The following is a 14,662-nucleotide window of genomic DNA, read 5'->3' on the forward strand; positions in this document are numbered from 1 at the left end:
CTCTCTCTTTACTTTCGCTGTTTCAAAATCGGGTGTCAAGACGTCGAATCGAACGATTGAGTCATGCTAGAATAAGAAAGAGAGGTGATACGTGATGAAATGGATTCACACGGCCGATTGGCATCTAGGTAAGATTGTCCATGGTCGTCATATGACAGAAGATCAGCGAAATATTTTATTCCACTCATTTTTACAAATCGTCGATGAGGAGAAGCCAGATGCAGTCATCATTGCAGGTGATTTGTATGACCGTGCTGTCCCACCCGTCGAGGCTGTCGATTTGCTCGATGAGATGTGGCGAGAATTGGTGTTGAAGCGAGAAATCCCGGTCGTCGCCATCGCGGGAAATCATGACTCAGCGGAGCGTCTCGAATATAGTTCAAAATTATTGAGACAAGTAGGATTACATATCATCGGTAAATTAAACCCAGATGCTGGTCCACTTGAAGTGGCCGGGATTCCGTTTTACCCAATCCCCTTTCTTGAGCCGGCACGTGTTCGGCACATATTAGGGAATGAAACGATTCGCACGCACCATGACGCATTAGAGGCCGTCATTGAAGCTTATGGACCGATTGAGAAGAATGCGGTCTCAGTGGGCCATAGTTTTGTCGCAGGAGGACTTGAGACCGACTCGGAGCGCCAGTTATCGGTCGGTACCGCCGGACAGGTCGCGAAAGGGCTCTATGACCCGTTCTCATACACGGCTCTTGGACATCTACATAATCGTGATGCAATCCATTCAGAACGGATTGCATACAGTGGTTCTCTCATGAAATATTCTTTCTCTGAGGTCAATCATGAGAAATCGGTAGATATTTTGGAATGGGACGGACACTGGAAGCGTAGACGTCGAACGTTGACGCCAGAACGGGACATGAGACAGCTCGCAGGAACGTTGGATGAGTTACTCGCACCTTCGTTTTATCAACAACAACAAACCGATGATTATTTGAAAATCGTGTTGACCGATGACAAAGCACTTTTTGATCCGATGGCAAAGCTTCGGACCGTTTATCCGAACATTCTTCATCTTGAACTGGAGCTGTTACGACGCCAAGAACAGACGTCCACATTTGAACGGGAAACGCTCGAACGACAATCCGTCGAAGAAGTGTATCTACAGTTCTTTGAAGCTGTACACGACCGAACGGCCTCGGATGCCGTCAAACAAATGATTGAAGAAGGTGATGTCAGATGAGACCGGTCGAATTGAAGATTCAAGCATTCGGGCCGTATGCGGAACGAGAAACGATTGACTTCACACAATTAGTTGGTCGCTCGATGTTTGTCGTGAGTGGTCGGACGGGTGCAGGGAAGACGACCATCTTTGATGCGATGACGTTCGCATTATATGGACGGGCCAGCGGGGCGCTGCGCAATGCGAGTGATTTCAGAAGTCAATTCGCACAACCTGAGATGAAGACGGAGGTCGACTTCTCGTTTACGATTCGCGGTGACCACTATCGAATTGTGAGACAACCTCAGCAACCTCACTCGAAAAATAAGACACCCATCCCACATGAGGCCGTTCTGTATGAATGGGAAGATGGTTGGAAGCCAATCGCGACAAAAGTGAACGAGGTTCAAGAGCAAGTCGAGTCGATTTTACAACTTTCATATGAACAATTCAGTCAAATCTTGTTACTTCCTCAAAACCAATTTAGACAATTGCTCGATTCGAACTCAAATGAGAAACAACAAATCCTGCAATCTATTTTCAAGACGGAGGCGTATCGTGCTTTCCAAGAAAAGTGGGCAGAACGTCTCAGCACATACCGGAAACAAGTCGAATGGGCAGTCGAGCGAACCCGTCTCAAGTTACTAGAACTCGAAGATGAAGCGATTGAAGAAATTTCGACGAAATCGATTGATGTGATCTATCAGTGGCTAGACGAGCGCGAACAACGTTTGATCACAACTGTTGAGTCCGCAACAAAACAGAAACAGGTTCATTCGAAGAAGCTGGAACAGGCGCGTACCGAACTAGAACAAGCGAAAGCGCTTGTCAGTTTATTTCAAGAACAGCAAGAAACCGTGCAAGCTCTTGATCAATTTTTAAAAGGGGAGACAGAACGAAACGAACGTCACATGTTGTTGCGACATTTAGAGGCAGCAGCGAACATTCGTCCAGTCTATGACCGATTATTAGAAATGAAGAAACATGTTCATCAACTGACGACGGAAGAACAAGCATCTTCTAAAAAACTCGAACAATTACAACAAAAGCAATCTTCACTATCGGAGCAGCAATCTGCAATTGAAGAGAATAAACAAGAAATCTTATCCCTTCAAGAGCGACTTCGGTTAATTGATGAGATGTTACCCCGAATGAAAGAGCGGGCAGAATACGTGACATTACGTGAGCAACTGACGAAACGTGCGAAGGAATTAAATGCCTTTTCCAAAGAGGTTCGACTCCAAGAACTTCAAGACCTTGAGCGGCAATTAGTCAACACGTTGTCGATTGAACCTGAAGAACGTGCAGTTGATGCGGAGCGATATGTCGACCGATTGATGTATTTGGTCAAGCTTGAGACAAAAGTGAATGAGTTATCAAATCAGCTCGTCACTTGTGAGCGGTCCGGAAAAGAAGTGCAGCGACTGCATGCCATCCAGCAAGAAATGATGACGAAATACAAACAACAAGAACAAATGAATGCGGCAAGACAACTGAGTGAAACCCTTCAAGAAGGTGAGCCTTGCCCAGTATGTGGTTCACGTCACCATGATGTCCCACAGTTCGAAGACTTGCTTGAATCTATGGAAAAAGAAGAGGAGGCTAAGGCACGTCTGGAGGAATTGACGACTCGATTGTTTGAAGCAAGATCCGATTATCGTTCGCTCCATTCGCAGCTTGAAGAGGCACGACGAGAATTTGATGAGGTTTCGAAAGATATTCAGGTGGATGGATTATTATCAGAAGAAGTCAAGAAATGGCAAGCGCATGTGGATCGTCTACAACGTGAAGAGCGAACGCGGCTCGAGAATGAACGAACGCTTCGTCAACTCACCAGTGAAATGCGACAACTTGAAGAAGAGCGACGTAACCAATTTGAAGAACGTCAACTTGTCCTCACAGAACTTGAAGCGATACAACAAAAACTGAATGCGCTCGGTCAAACAGAAGAAACAACATTAGAAGAGTTACAGACCGAGCGGACAAATCGACAACATCGTCTCGCCATACTTACGAAAAAAATTGAAGCGTTCGACCATGACTTTGAAATCGTCAAAAAGGAAACGTGGAAAGAAGAAGAGCGACTTACTCTATTGCGCCAACAACTCGCTGAGGCGATGGAGCAATACGATTCACAAAAGACGACCTGGAATAAGCAATTAGAAGTCGCACAGTTGAACAAAGAGCGGTACGAACAACTAGCTGATCGAATCGATCAGCGTGCGAATATCCGCGAGAACTTACAACGTGAAGAAGAGGAAGGCGTAAGGTTACGACACCGCATCCAGATGATTGAGGAGAAATTAGGAAATGTAGCACAACCTGACCTTCAGTCGATTGAAACGAAGGTGAACGAAGCCAAGGAATTATACGAGCGAGCATCAGAACATCTCATCACCTCACAAGAAGCCTTGTCTAGACACCGACAAATCATCTCCGAGTGGAATACGCTTCGTAAGGACACATCACGTGAAGAACAGAAGTTAGAAACCATCAAGTTGATTGCAGAAACCGGAAAAGGCATCAATCCGCAAAAGATGACGTTTGAAACATATGTACAAACGGCGTTCTTCGACCAGATTTTACATGCGGCGAACATTCATTTGGACCAGATGACGAGCGGTCAGTTCCGACTAGAGCGAAAAGTGGAGACGGCAAAAGGCAATGCTAAGTCCGGACTTGAACTTCTCGTATTCGATGCGTACACCGGTCAATCACGCCGTGTGCAAAACCTTTCCGGAGGGGAAGGTTTTAAAGCGTCTCTCTCACTCGCGCTTGGTCTAGCAGAAGTGGTGCAACAGTTGAGCGGGGGTGTGAGTCTTGAAACGATGCTCATCGATGAAGGATTTGGGACGCTTGATGCCGAATCTTTAGACCAGGCAATCGAATTATTGATGTCGCTTCAGGCGACAGGTCGACTTGTCGGGGTCATCAGTCATGTTCAAGAATTGAAAGATCGCGTCGATGCCCGAATCGAAGTGAAAAAATCTAGAAGCGGGTCAACGATCCAGCTGATTGTGGAGTGATCGAAATGAAACAGATGGTGACGAAGTCAAGTCTCATCAATCATTTGAAAGAAGCAGGAATTCAACGAGGAGAGTCTTTGTTTGTTCATACCTCGCTTTCAAAACTCGGATGGGTATGTGGAGGTGCGCAGACTGTAATCGAGGCACTGCAAGAAGTGGTGGGACCATCAGGGCTTCTCATGATGGCGACCCAAACCGGAGACAATTCAGATCCGGCTGAATGGGAAGCACCACCTGTTCCAGTTGAATGGTGGCAGACGATTCGTGCCGAAATGCCGCCTTACGAAAAAGAAAAGACATCAACCCGTGGAATGGGGCGTGTCCCCGAACTGTTTCGGAACTATCCGAACGTTTATCGAAGCGCACATCCGATGTGGTCAGTCGCGGCATGGGGTGAAGATGCAAAAACAATTGTGTCTGGTCACTCGATAGACGTCGGCTTCGGTCCAGGTTCACCAATCGAGCGAATGATTGAACGAAATGCACGTGTACTTCATCTTGGGTCGCCACTTGATGCGACGACACTTTGGCACTATGCCGAGTATGGGATTGACGGTCCGACAAAAATGTTCGGTTGTGCTGTGATTGAACAAGGTGAACGCGTGTGGCGAACGTTTGAACATACAGATGTAAATAGTGATCCGTTTGGTGCAATCGGTGAAAATATCGTCAAACAGAAAGATGTTCATATGTTTACCATCAATGATGCGACGTGCTATTTGATTCCAGCTAATACATGGGAGCCAGTGCAACATGCGCTCATTGCACTTCGAAGCTGGTTAAGATAATGAATGTAGAATCGAGGGGAAGAAATAGATGAATCGTTGGATGAAACTATTGAGTATTTCGACTCTAGTCATCTTACTGGTGGCCGGATTGGCAATCGGTGGGATCTCGGCACATATCGGTGACCAATTAACATCACCTGAGCGAGAGACGTTGACGTACACACCGAAGTCACTTGGATTGAAGTATGAGAACGTGACCATTCAATCAAAAGAAGGGCATGACTTGTATGGGTGGTGGATTCCCCATCCTACGCCACGTGCGACAATCGTATTTGCTCATGGGTATGGAAAGAACCGAGAACAGGAAGATCTTCCGTTAAAAGAATTGATTCCCGAGTTTCATGAGCAAGGATATCAATTTTTAACGTTCGATTTTCGTGGATCTGGGATTTCAGAAGGGGATCGGGTAACGGTCGGTGCGAAAGAACAATCGGACTTACAAGCTGCCATTCAATACGCAAAAGGTCGAGCAGAGGGCCCAATCGTACTTTACGGAATTTCCATGGGAGCGGCGACGGCCCTCTCTACGGCAGATGATGTCGAAGTAGCCGCAGTCATCGCAGACAGTCCGTTCAGTGATTTACGGAACTACCTTGAGACAAATCTCCCCGTATGGAGTGATCTCCCGAACGTCCCATTCACACCCGTCATCATGACAGTGACCCCTTGGTTCACTGGACTGGATGCGGATGTTGTTTCACCGATTCAAGATATCAAATCAATCGAAGCACCGATTTTATTGATTCATAGTAAAGGAGACGATGCGATTCCTGTCTCAGAAAGTGAAAAGCTTGCGAGCGCGCAGGATGGTGTCGAACTATGGGTGACGGAAAACGATGGTCATGTCGGATCGTATCAATCATTCCAGACCGAATACCGTCAAAAGATTTTCGATTTTCTAGAACGATCATTGTGAGCAAAGGGGCGCAATTGGCGCCCCTTTTTGATATGATTGCAAACGAGACCAATGAAAGAAGGGTGCAAAATGGACTTATTACAACTATTTCAGTTTCTCTTGCTCGGTACATTGATTGGGATATTGAGTGGCTTCTTCGGAATCGGTGGTGGGATCTTGCTCACGCCACTCCTTCTCGTCTTCGGTTATGAAGCGAGTGCGGCGATCGCACTTAGTCTCATGTTGACGCTTGGTTCGACGGCGGCAGGAACAATCTCGCACATTCGTTTACGGAACGTGAACGTGTCACATGCGCTATGGATTGGTGTGTTCGGGATTGTCGGAACTTGGATTGCCACACCGCTTGTCTTTTACTTAGAAGGGGTGGACGGCGCGACACTGATCATCTCACTCGTCTACATTGCGTTACTTACGTACTTTGCGATTTCATTCTTCCGGTCGAAACAGCATGTCGAAGGTAGTGTCGGGACAGCTTCTGTACCACGACTTGGGATTATCGGGGTCTTTGCAGGATTTATCTCTTCTTTGATGGGGGTAAGTGGGGGCTTTGTATTGACGCCGCTCCAAGTCAAGCTACTGAACACTGAAATGAAGCGTGCAGTCGGAACGAGTATTTCAGCAGCTCTCCTCATCGTAATTTCAGGCGTAATCAGCTATGCCGTGGCAGGTGCTGAAACGAATTACTGGCATGGACTCGCATTAATCGCAGGTGCGATGATTGGATCTCCGTTCGGAGCCAAACAGTTACAGCGTTTCAGTTCACAACATGTCAAAAAAGCATTAGGTGGCTTTTATGTCACGGTCGCATTTAGTGTGGCCCTTAATTTAGTCGGATGGAATACAGCCTCACTTATATTACTTGTCACACTAGCGCTTCTCTTTATCATCACGCTCATCATTCGACCACGCAAAAAATAAACCCCGTCTTTGGACGGGGTTTTAACGTCTAGCGATATGGTCAATGTTTTCTTGAATCTCTCCAACTTTCGCTTTTGCTTCGCGAAGTCTGCGCTCAAATGCTTCTGTGTCACGTTTCTCATGAGACGACTTGTCAACTCCTTGACGTTGCCCTTTGTCAGAGCGTTGATAAAAGTGGGTCGCTTTTTGTAAGCGTTTTTTAAACGTCGAGTCGCTCATAGAGACACCCCCTTCCATACTTCATTTATTCCACATATGGAAACGGGCGAAACGTTCGAACGTTTAAGATGCTAAGGAACGACGAACTTGAACATTCTGAGAAATTTTCACTGCTAATATTGCAGCGAGCACGGCCTTAAGTGAATCTCCAAAAATAAAAGGGATATTTACTTTTAGCGCATCAATGAACGACATACCGAGAACGATTTCGAGCCCGATGCTTCCAAGTAGGTATACAAGCCCGAGGCCGAATAAAAGGTTATAGCCAATCAATGCTGGGATGGAGCGATGGCGCTCGCTGAACCAGCCAATGAAGAAAGCGGCGATTGGAAATCCAATTAAATATCCGACGGTTGGTCCAACGAAGGGAGCAAGACCTCCTTGACCACTCAGTACGGGAAGGCCGATCAAGCCGAGTAGGAGGTAGACGATGACTGCCAAAAATCCTTTTCGCGCACCGAATACGCCAGCGATTGTCATGATGGCTAGTGTTTGAAGGGTAATCGGAACGGGTCCGATCGGTATTTCGATGAAACCGACACTTGCGATGAGTGCTGCCCCGAAGGCAATTTGAGTCATGTCTTGAATCTTCATATGTAAACCCCTTTTCAGTTAACGTTAACAATATAAAAGTTAACATGAGTTTATAGAGTTGGCAAGTCATTTCTTGAGTCTAGGTCAACAAAAAAACCTCGTCTCAGCAATCATACTGAGACAAGGGTCATTAAGAAGAAGGTATGACATTCATACATACCGAAGCTTCTTTCAACTGTTCGCGAACGGCATCAAAGCCTGTACCGCCATAACTATTACGACGCGCGACCGCTTGTTCAGGGGTCAAAGCGTGATACACGTCCTCTTCAATCAAGTCAGAATGCGTTTGGAACACAGACATTGGAAGCTCACGTAAATATAAACGCTCATCTACGCAATATTTAACGAGTTTCCCAGTTACTTCATGTGCTTCACGGAACGGCATACCTTTTGCCGTCAAATAATCAGCAAGTTCAGTGGCATTTGAAAAATCGCGCTCTGTTGCTTGCTTCATCGTGTCTGGATGGAACGTCAATTCGTTCATCATCCCGGCCATAATGCTGAGTGAGCCTTGAACAGTCTTAACCGTGTCAAACATGCCTTCTTTATCCTCTTGCAAATCTTTATTATACGCGAGCGGAAGTCCTTTCATGAGCGTCAATAATCCCATCAAGTTTCCGATGACGCGTCCTGATTTTCCACGTACGAGTTCAGCCATGTCTGGGTTTTTCTTCTGTGGCATCATACTCGATCCGGTAGAGAATGTATCGGACACAGTAATGAAGCGGTATTCTTCACTAGCCCAAAGAATTAACTCCTCACAAAAGCGCGAGAGGTGCATCATAAGCATCGACGCGTTCGATAAGAATTCGAGAATGAAATCACGATCGCTCACTGCGTCTAAGCTGTTCGGATAGACTCGGTCAAAGCCGAGAAGTTCAGCTGAACGGGCTCGGTCAATCGGGAACGTCGTCCCTGCGAGCGCACCGGCTCCAAGAGGAGACCAGTCAATTCGCTTCAAACTGTCTGTGAAACGTTCTTTGTCGCGTTCGAGCATCCAAAAATAGGCGAGCAAATGATGTGCCAAAGAGATTGGCTGTGCACGTTGGAGATGCGTATAGCCAGGCATGATCGTCTCTACGTTTACTGAAGCGTGTGCATGCAACTCACGTTGAAGTGATTCAATCAATTGAATCACTTCTTTCACACGTGCTTTCAAGTAAAGATGCATGTCTGTCGCGACTTGATCGTTACGACTACGTGCCGTATGCATTTTCCCGGCAACCGGTCCAATTTCTTCATGAAGCAAAGCCTCTAAATTCATATGGATGTCTTCATGATAAACTTCGAACGCCAACTCGCCAGCGATAGCCTTCTGCTTGAGTTGTTGTAATCCTTCAAGGATTTGAGTGACTTCCTCTTTTGATAGGATGTTTTGGTCTCCGAGCATCGTCACATGCGCCATGCTACCTACTAAATCTTCAAGGACGAGTTGAGCGTCGAATTCAATCGATGCGCCGAAAGCATCGACCCAATCGCTTGCCGTCTTCTCAAAACGTCCTCCCCACAATTTACTCATGAATGAACGCTCCTTTTTCCATCAATACCTCTGACTGTACTTTCGTTGGTAAGCCCCAAAGCTTGATAAATCCGACAGCGGCTTGTTGATCAAACGTGTCCGCCGATGTATATGTCGCAAGTTCCTCATCGTATAGAGAAATCGGTGACTTACGACCGTCTACGATTGCTTGGCCTTTATAGAGTTTCATCCGAACCGTACCCGTGACAGTCTGTTGTGTCTCATCGATGAATGCGAGTAGTGCTTTCGTGAGAGGCGAATACCACAGTCCGTTATAAATCGTCTCTGTCAATTTTTGCTCGACGATTGGTTTGAAGTGAGCTACTTCACGTACAAGTGTTAATGCCTCAAGGGCTTTATGGGCCGTGATCAGTGTCATCGCACCAGGAGCTTCATATACTTCACGTGATTTGATACCGACGACACGGTTCTCAATGTGGTCGATTTTACCAACTCCATGCGCCCCGGCGACGATATTCAACTCTTTTAAGATATCTGTGAACGATTGGTTCTTCCCATTGATGGCTACTGGTACCCCATTCTTAAATTCGATTTCAAGATATGTCGGTTCATGAGGTGTATCTTCAAGTGCTGCTGTTAACTCATAAGCACTTTCCGGCGGTGCCGCCCAAGGGTCTTCTAAGATGCCACATTCGATCGCCCGTCCCCAGATGTTTTGATCAATAGAGAAAGGTTCTTCTTGAACGATTGGAATTGGGATATTGTGTTTTGCCGCGTATGCAATCTCTTCTTCACGTGACCATTTCCATTCCCGAACCGGTGCAACAATTTCAAGTGACGGATCGAGTGCATGGATGGACACTTCGAAACGGACTTGGTCGTTTCCTTTTCCTGTACATCCATGTGCCACAGCGACTGCACCTTCCGCTTGTGCCACTTCGACTAACTTCTTCGAGATAAGTGGGCGTGATAGAGCAGATACGAGTGGATATACACCTTCATACAACGTATGCGCCTGCATCGAGTAGCGTGCGAAGTCGCTAACGAATTCATCGACCGCGTCGATGACGATTGACTTTTTAGCCCCGACTTTCATCGCCTTTTGTTGAATTTTTTCTAAGTCCTTTCCTTCTCCAACATTTAAACATACAGCGATGACATCATATCCTTGTTCATCCAACCATTTGATTGCAACCGATGTATCAAGTCCGCCTGAGTAAGCCAATACGAGTTTTTGTTTCAAAATGTAAGCACCCCTTATGAATAATTATTAATTTATGTTTATAAATATACGACTTAGTGTAAGGGATAATCCCCAATGTGGCAACCTTTTTTTGAAAATAAAAATGACCACGAAAGATATTCGTGGTCATCATTGTTCGATTGTAAGCTCTGGTAACCATTGCGACATATGTTCGCTGACAGGAGAGAAGAGCTCGGGTTTTGCTGATTGTAACGGGACGACTTCATAATGTCCTTCTGATGATTTCTGTGTAAATGTTGGATAAAACATCGGATTTTTTAATTCGAACGTTGAAACATCGTCTTTCGTCGTTTTGACGACGTCAATCCCGATGATTCCACCCGTGTTCCGATCATCGCCTTGTTGTCCAGATAAGAAGTTACCGAGTGAATACACGACGAATGTTTGATTGCCATCAGCTCCCTCAAGCATCTTCGGTGGTTGTAGGACGTGTGGGTGGTGACCGATGATGATATCGACACCGAGGTCTGAAAGAGTTTGAGCAAGCTCAGTCTGACTTTCGTTCGGTAAGGTCTCGTATTCTGTTCCAAAATGTAAGGATACGACGGTCAAATCGGTAGTTTGTTCTGCTTTCTCGATTTCAGGGCGCATTTGCTCGAGGTCGATATAGTTGACGTGGTATGGCTGTTTTGGAATTACGCCGTTCGTTCCGTACGTATAGGCTAAAAAGGAAAAGGAAATCTCGTTCGCGGTCAATGTACGGATGTTTGCCTTATCTTCAGCAGATAAGAAGGAACCGGTGTAAGGCATTCCGATTTCATTCCAGTGACCAATCGAATTCTCAATCGCACGAACCCCGCGATCTAGCGTATGATTGTTCGCCGTCGTGACTAAATCAATTCCGGCACGTTGCAAAGCATCGCCAATCTCGAATGGGCTGTTGAAAGCCGGATAGCTCGATAACCCGATTTCGCTCCCGCCAATCATACTCTCTTGGTTAGCGATTGCGAGATCCGCTCGTTCTAAAATCGGCGCGACTTGTTCGAAAGAAGGATCAAAATCATATCCGTCATTGACACGGGCTGCATTGTATACCGAATTGTGCAGCAATACATCACCAATGGCATAGATGGATGCCGTCGTGACGGTTGGCTCAGGTTCGGAAGGGGTCTCTTCTACAGGTGTCTCAACGATTGGCTCTTCGGTTTCAACTGAGGTTTCTTGATTTGTCGAAGAAGACTGACCACAGCCGAATAACAGAATCAAGCTAGAAGCGAATGTGAGATGAGAGATGGTTTTAAAGGGTTTCATCAAAAATCTCCTTTTCAAAATGGAATTAATCTCAATTTATATATTATTCGTCAAAAATTTAGAAAAATCCTTGTATATAAAAATGGCAGGTCAAGATGACCTGCCAAGAAGATTATTTGATATGTTCTTTCACCATGTCACGCATTTGGTCGAATTCACGTTGAATGACCTCACTCGGTGGAGGCGTCAGCAAACTAACGACATAAATGGCGAGTGCAGACAGGAAGAATGCTGGAATCATCTCATAGAGCGTTCCGAACGTTCCAAATAGTGAAGCAGCATAGTTCTTCCAAAGGATAACGACAAATGCACCAGTCAACATCCCGGCAAGAGCGCCTTGACGAGTCGTCCGTTTCCAGAAAAGACTAAATAGAATGAGCGGTCCAAACGATGAACCGAATCCTGCCCAAGCATAGCCGACAAGGTTCAAGATTGTGTCATCTGCATCGAGCGCAAGGACAATTGATACGACCGATACGAGAACAACTGTGATTCGCCCGACCATGACGAGTTCGCGGTCTCCTGCGTCCTTACGGAAGAATTTTTGATAGAAGTCTGTCGTCGCGGCACTCGATGAGACGAGCAATTGTGATGAAATTGTCGACATGATGGCAGCGAGTAAAGCAGCTAATAATACACCGGTCACTAGGTCAGGGAACAATAGATCCGATAGGTTAATAAAAATGTTTTCAGGATTATCGATTGTCAGTCCTTGTTGCGTATAGTAGGCAAGTCCAAACAATCCGGTCGCCATCGCCCCGACGACGGTGAAGACCATCCATGAGATGCCAATACGACGTGCCGTTTTTATGTCTTCCAATTTCCCGATTGCCATAAAGCGAACGATGATATGTGGTTGGCCAAAATAACCGAGTCCCCACGCAAATAAAGAAATGATTCCAATGAGCGATTGACCTGTCCATGGGTCGAGTAACGCTTCATCGATATCTCGGACCGTATCTAATGCATTTGACACACCATCTGTCGCCATGATGGCGATTGCAGGTACAAAAATGAGTGCGAAAAGCATGATGAGTCCTTGAACAAAGTCTGTCCAGCTAACGGCTAAAAAACCGCCGATGAACGTATACAAAATGATGATTGAGGCGAGAATAATGACACCTGTTACGAATTCAATGTCGAAGACGGCATTGAATAGTCGACCACCTGCAACGAACCCGCTCGTCGCATACAACGTGAAGAAGATGAGGGTGACGGCAGCAGAAAAAGAACGTAATAACCCTTTTGAGTCTTTAAACCGCTTCTCAAAAAAGTCTGGAATCGTGATCGCATCATCCGATATGTAAGAATAAATGCGTAATCTTGGAGCGACCAACAACCAGTTCAAATAGGCGCCAATTGTCAACCCGATGACAATCCAACCGCTTGAGATTCCCGTTGCATACATCGCACCAGGTAAGCCCATTAAGAGCCATCCACTCATGTCAGACGCGCCGGCCGATAAAGCTGCGACGCCGGGACCTAATGCCCGTCCCCCCAACATATAATCTCCAATACTACTTGTTCTTCGATACGCGATGATCCCAAGTAAGACCATCAGTGCCATGTATACGACAATGGACACTAAAATTCCGTTCATCAACATCCCCCCGAAAGATAAAAAATATGAAAACGCTTTCAGTGATAGAGTATCACTTTGTCAAAATATTGTCACAACAATAGGGGAGATGTAAAGATATTTTTGATAGCTGGTCTTAACTTATCGAAATGCACAAGAGGCAAGGTGGTCATTGACGAGACCGGTTGCTTGTAAGTGGGCATACACCGTGGTCGGACCTAAAAATTTGAATCCACGTCGTTTTAAGTCTTTACTCAATCGCTCAGACAATTCTGTCGTTGCGGGGACTTCTTCAAGCCGTTCCCATGCATTAATGATGGTTTCATTGTCTACAAATGACCAAATATATGAATCGAATAAACCAAACTCTTCTTGTATCTTCATGAACTGTTTCGCATTATTGATGGAGGCTTCGATTTTTCGGCGGTTCCGGACGATGCCACTGTTTGCCATCAGTCTCTCAATATCTGCTTCTGAAAAATGAGCCACTTCGTTTACCTCGAAATTCGCATACGCGGAGCGATAGTTTTCACGTTTTCTTAAAATTGTAATCCAGCTGAGTCCAGCCTGTGCACTCTCAAGCGTCAGGCACTCAAAATGTTTTTGGTCATCATGGACAGGTTTGCCCCATTCCTCGTCATGATAACGGACATATAGCGGGTCAGATCCGCACCACGGACAGCGAATTGTTTCTTCCACCACAATCAACTCCTTTTTTTCATAAGTGTAGCATGTCTCAACGGTTATCGATTAGAAAGGATGGGTATAATGTGTGGGAATGGAGGCATCAATAATGAGTGATTGGATGATTTCGATTATTGAACAGTACGGATACATAGGAATTGCGTTCATGATCTTCATTGAGAACGTTTTTCCGCCAATCCCTTCTGAAGTCGTATTACTCTTTGGTGGTTTTTTTGCCGTAAAGACGAACTTGTCCATCACGCTCGTCATCGTGGCATCGACAGTTGGAGCCATACTAGGAGCAGTCTTATTATACGGACTAGGTCTGTTATTTGATGTTGAGCAAATTGAGAAGTGGACGAAGAAATACGGGAAGTGGATACGCCTTGATATTCAAGACGTCAAAAAGGCAGATGCCTGGTTCGATCGGTACGGAGGGTGGATGGTCTTCTTTGGTCGATTGATGCCGGTCGTTCGAAGTCTCATCTCAATTCCAGCAGGTATGTCGAATATGCCATTCTTAAAATTTTTGCTTCTCAGCACTGCTGGAACAGCGATTTGGAACACAATCTTGGTCTTGGTCGGAATGAAAGTCGGTGAGAACTGGCAAGATATACTTGCCTATCTAGATGCTTATTCTTATACGATTTACGGTCTGTTGCTCGTTAGTGTGATCGGATACCTCATCTGGCGAAAAAAGCGACATGCTAAAAAGACAGTGAAAGAATGAATGAGAGGATAAAACAGGCGGACCGAAAATTCG

The 14,662-nt window shown here is 45.7% G+C and carries 13 protein-coding genes; 6 read left to right on the plus strand and 7 right to left on the minus strand.

The window, feature by feature from the left end:
* Positions 1–94: 94 nt before the first annotated feature.
* From PJK55_RS02720 to PJK55_RS02740, 5 genes are all read left to right on the plus strand, one after another.
* The gene (locus PJK55_RS02720; RefSeq protein ID WP_214782625.1) at positions 95–1,201 is read left to right on the plus strand and encodes an exonuclease SbcCD subunit D; all 1,107 of its coding nucleotides are present in this window, start codon (positions 95–97) and stop codon (positions 1,199–1,201) included.
* A complete protein-coding gene (locus tag PJK55_RS02725; RefSeq protein WP_271304708.1) occupies positions 1,198–4,206 on the plus strand; it encodes an SbcC/MukB-like Walker B domain-containing protein in 3,009 nt (1,002 codons plus the stop codon). The genes PJK55_RS02720 and PJK55_RS02725 overlap by 4 nt, the downstream gene beginning before the upstream one ends.
* Positions 4,207–4,211: 5 nt before the next feature.
* Positions 4,212–4,994, plus strand: coding sequence for an aminoglycoside N(3)-acetyltransferase (locus PJK55_RS02730; protein ID WP_271304709.1), 783 nt, complete (start codon positions 4,212–4,214; stop codon positions 4,992–4,994).
* 28 nt (positions 4,995–5,022) lie between these two features.
* Complete coding sequence (locus tag PJK55_RS02735; RefSeq protein ID WP_271304710.1) at positions 5,023–5,910, plus strand: alpha/beta hydrolase; 888 nt, start codon at positions 5,023–5,025, stop codon at positions 5,908–5,910.
* A 69-nt stretch (positions 5,911–5,979) separates the two neighbouring features.
* A complete protein-coding gene (locus tag PJK55_RS02740; RefSeq protein WP_214817722.1) occupies positions 5,980–6,828 on the plus strand; it encodes a sulfite exporter TauE/SafE family protein in 849 nt (282 codons plus the stop codon).
* Between the two features lie 21 nt (positions 6,829–6,849).
* Here PJK55_RS02740 and PJK55_RS02745 read toward each other — a convergent pair whose 3' ends face one another.
* The 7 genes from PJK55_RS02745 to PJK55_RS02775 all read right to left on the minus strand — a co-directional run bounded on the left by PJK55_RS02745 (position 6,850) and on the right by PJK55_RS02775 (position 13,914).
* Complete coding sequence (locus PJK55_RS02745) at positions 6,850–7,047, minus strand: hypothetical protein (protein ID WP_214692645.1); 198 nt, start codon at positions 7,045–7,047, stop codon at positions 6,850–6,852.
* A gap of 63 nt (positions 7,048–7,110) precedes the next feature.
* Positions 7,111–7,641 (minus strand): biotin transporter BioY, encoded by a 531-nt coding sequence (locus PJK55_RS02750; protein ID WP_271304711.1) that lies wholly within the window; start codon positions 7,639–7,641, stop codon positions 7,111–7,113.
* Between the two features lie 130 nt (positions 7,642–7,771).
* Positions 7,772–9,160, minus strand: a complete 1,389-nt coding sequence (argH, locus tag PJK55_RS02755; RefSeq protein WP_271304712.1) for an argininosuccinate lyase — start codon at positions 9,158–9,160, stop codon at positions 7,772–7,774.
* A complete protein-coding gene (locus PJK55_RS02760) occupies positions 9,153–10,367 on the minus strand; it encodes an argininosuccinate synthase (RefSeq protein WP_271305264.1) in 1,215 nt (404 codons plus the stop codon). The genes argH and PJK55_RS02760 overlap by 8 nt, the downstream gene beginning before the upstream one ends.
* Before the next feature lie 126 nt (positions 10,368–10,493).
* Positions 10,494–11,636: a CapA family protein gene (locus PJK55_RS02765; RefSeq protein ID WP_271304713.1), complete on the minus strand. Its 1,143-nt coding sequence runs from the start codon at positions 11,634–11,636 to the stop codon at positions 10,494–10,496.
* A gap of 112 nt (positions 11,637–11,748) precedes the next feature.
* Positions 11,749–13,236 (minus strand): sodium/proline symporter PutP, encoded by a 1,488-nt coding sequence (putP, locus tag PJK55_RS02770; RefSeq protein WP_271304714.1) that lies wholly within the window; start codon positions 13,234–13,236, stop codon positions 11,749–11,751.
* 120 nt (positions 13,237–13,356) lie between these two features.
* Positions 13,357–13,914 (minus strand): DNA-3-methyladenine glycosylase I, encoded by a 558-nt coding sequence (locus PJK55_RS02775; protein ID WP_271304715.1) that lies wholly within the window; start codon positions 13,912–13,914, stop codon positions 13,357–13,359.
* 94 nt (positions 13,915–14,008) lie between these two features.
* Between PJK55_RS02775 and PJK55_RS02780 the strand changes: the two genes are divergently transcribed.
* Complete coding sequence (locus PJK55_RS02780; RefSeq protein ID WP_271304716.1) at positions 14,009–14,629, plus strand: DedA family protein; 621 nt, start codon at positions 14,009–14,011, stop codon at positions 14,627–14,629.
* Positions 14,630–14,662 lie beyond the last annotated feature (33 nt).

The organism is Exiguobacterium sp. MMG028 (assembly GCF_027947425.1).
Taxonomy (GTDB): domain Bacteria; phylum Bacillota; class Bacilli; order Exiguobacteriales; family Exiguobacteriaceae; genus Exiguobacterium; species Exiguobacterium aestuarii_A.

Bases quoted from the DNA above. Each gene is read 5' to 3' on its own strand.
- PJK55_RS02720 (WP_214782625.1), top strand. From the start codon at position 95: ATGAAATGGATTCACACGGCCGATTGGCATCTAGGTAAGATTGTCCAT.
- PJK55_RS02725 (WP_271304708.1), top strand. From the start codon at position 1,198: ATGAGACCGGTCGAATTGAAGATTCAAGCATTCGGGCCGTATGCGGAA.
- PJK55_RS02730 (WP_271304709.1), top strand. From the start codon at position 4,212: ATGAAACAGATGGTGACGAAGTCAAGTCTCATCAATCATTTGAAAGAA.
- PJK55_RS02735 (WP_271304710.1), top strand. From the start codon at position 5,023: ATGAATCGTTGGATGAAACTATTGAGTATTTCGACTCTAGTCATCTTA.
- PJK55_RS02740 (WP_214817722.1), top strand. From the start codon at position 5,980: ATGGACTTATTACAACTATTTCAGTTTCTCTTGCTCGGTACATTGATT.
- PJK55_RS02745 (WP_214692645.1), bottom strand. From the start codon at position 7,047: ATGAGCGACTCGACGTTTAAAAAACGCTTACAAAAAGCGACCCACTTT.
- PJK55_RS02750 (WP_271304711.1), bottom strand. From the start codon at position 7,641: ATGAAGATTCAAGACATGACTCAAATTGCCTTCGGGGCAGCACTCATC.
- argH (WP_271304712.1), bottom strand. From the start codon at position 9,160: ATGAGTAAATTGTGGGGAGGACGTTTTGAGAAGACGGCAAGCGATTGG.
- PJK55_RS02765 (WP_271304713.1), bottom strand. From the start codon at position 11,636: ATGAAACCCTTTAAAACCATCTCTCATCTCACATTCGCTTCTAGCTTG.
- putP (WP_271304714.1), bottom strand. From the start codon at position 13,236: ATGAACGGAATTTTAGTGTCCATTGTCGTATACATGGCACTGATGGTC.
- PJK55_RS02780 (WP_271304716.1), top strand. From the start codon at position 14,009: ATGAGTGATTGGATGATTTCGATTATTGAACAGTACGGATACATAGGA.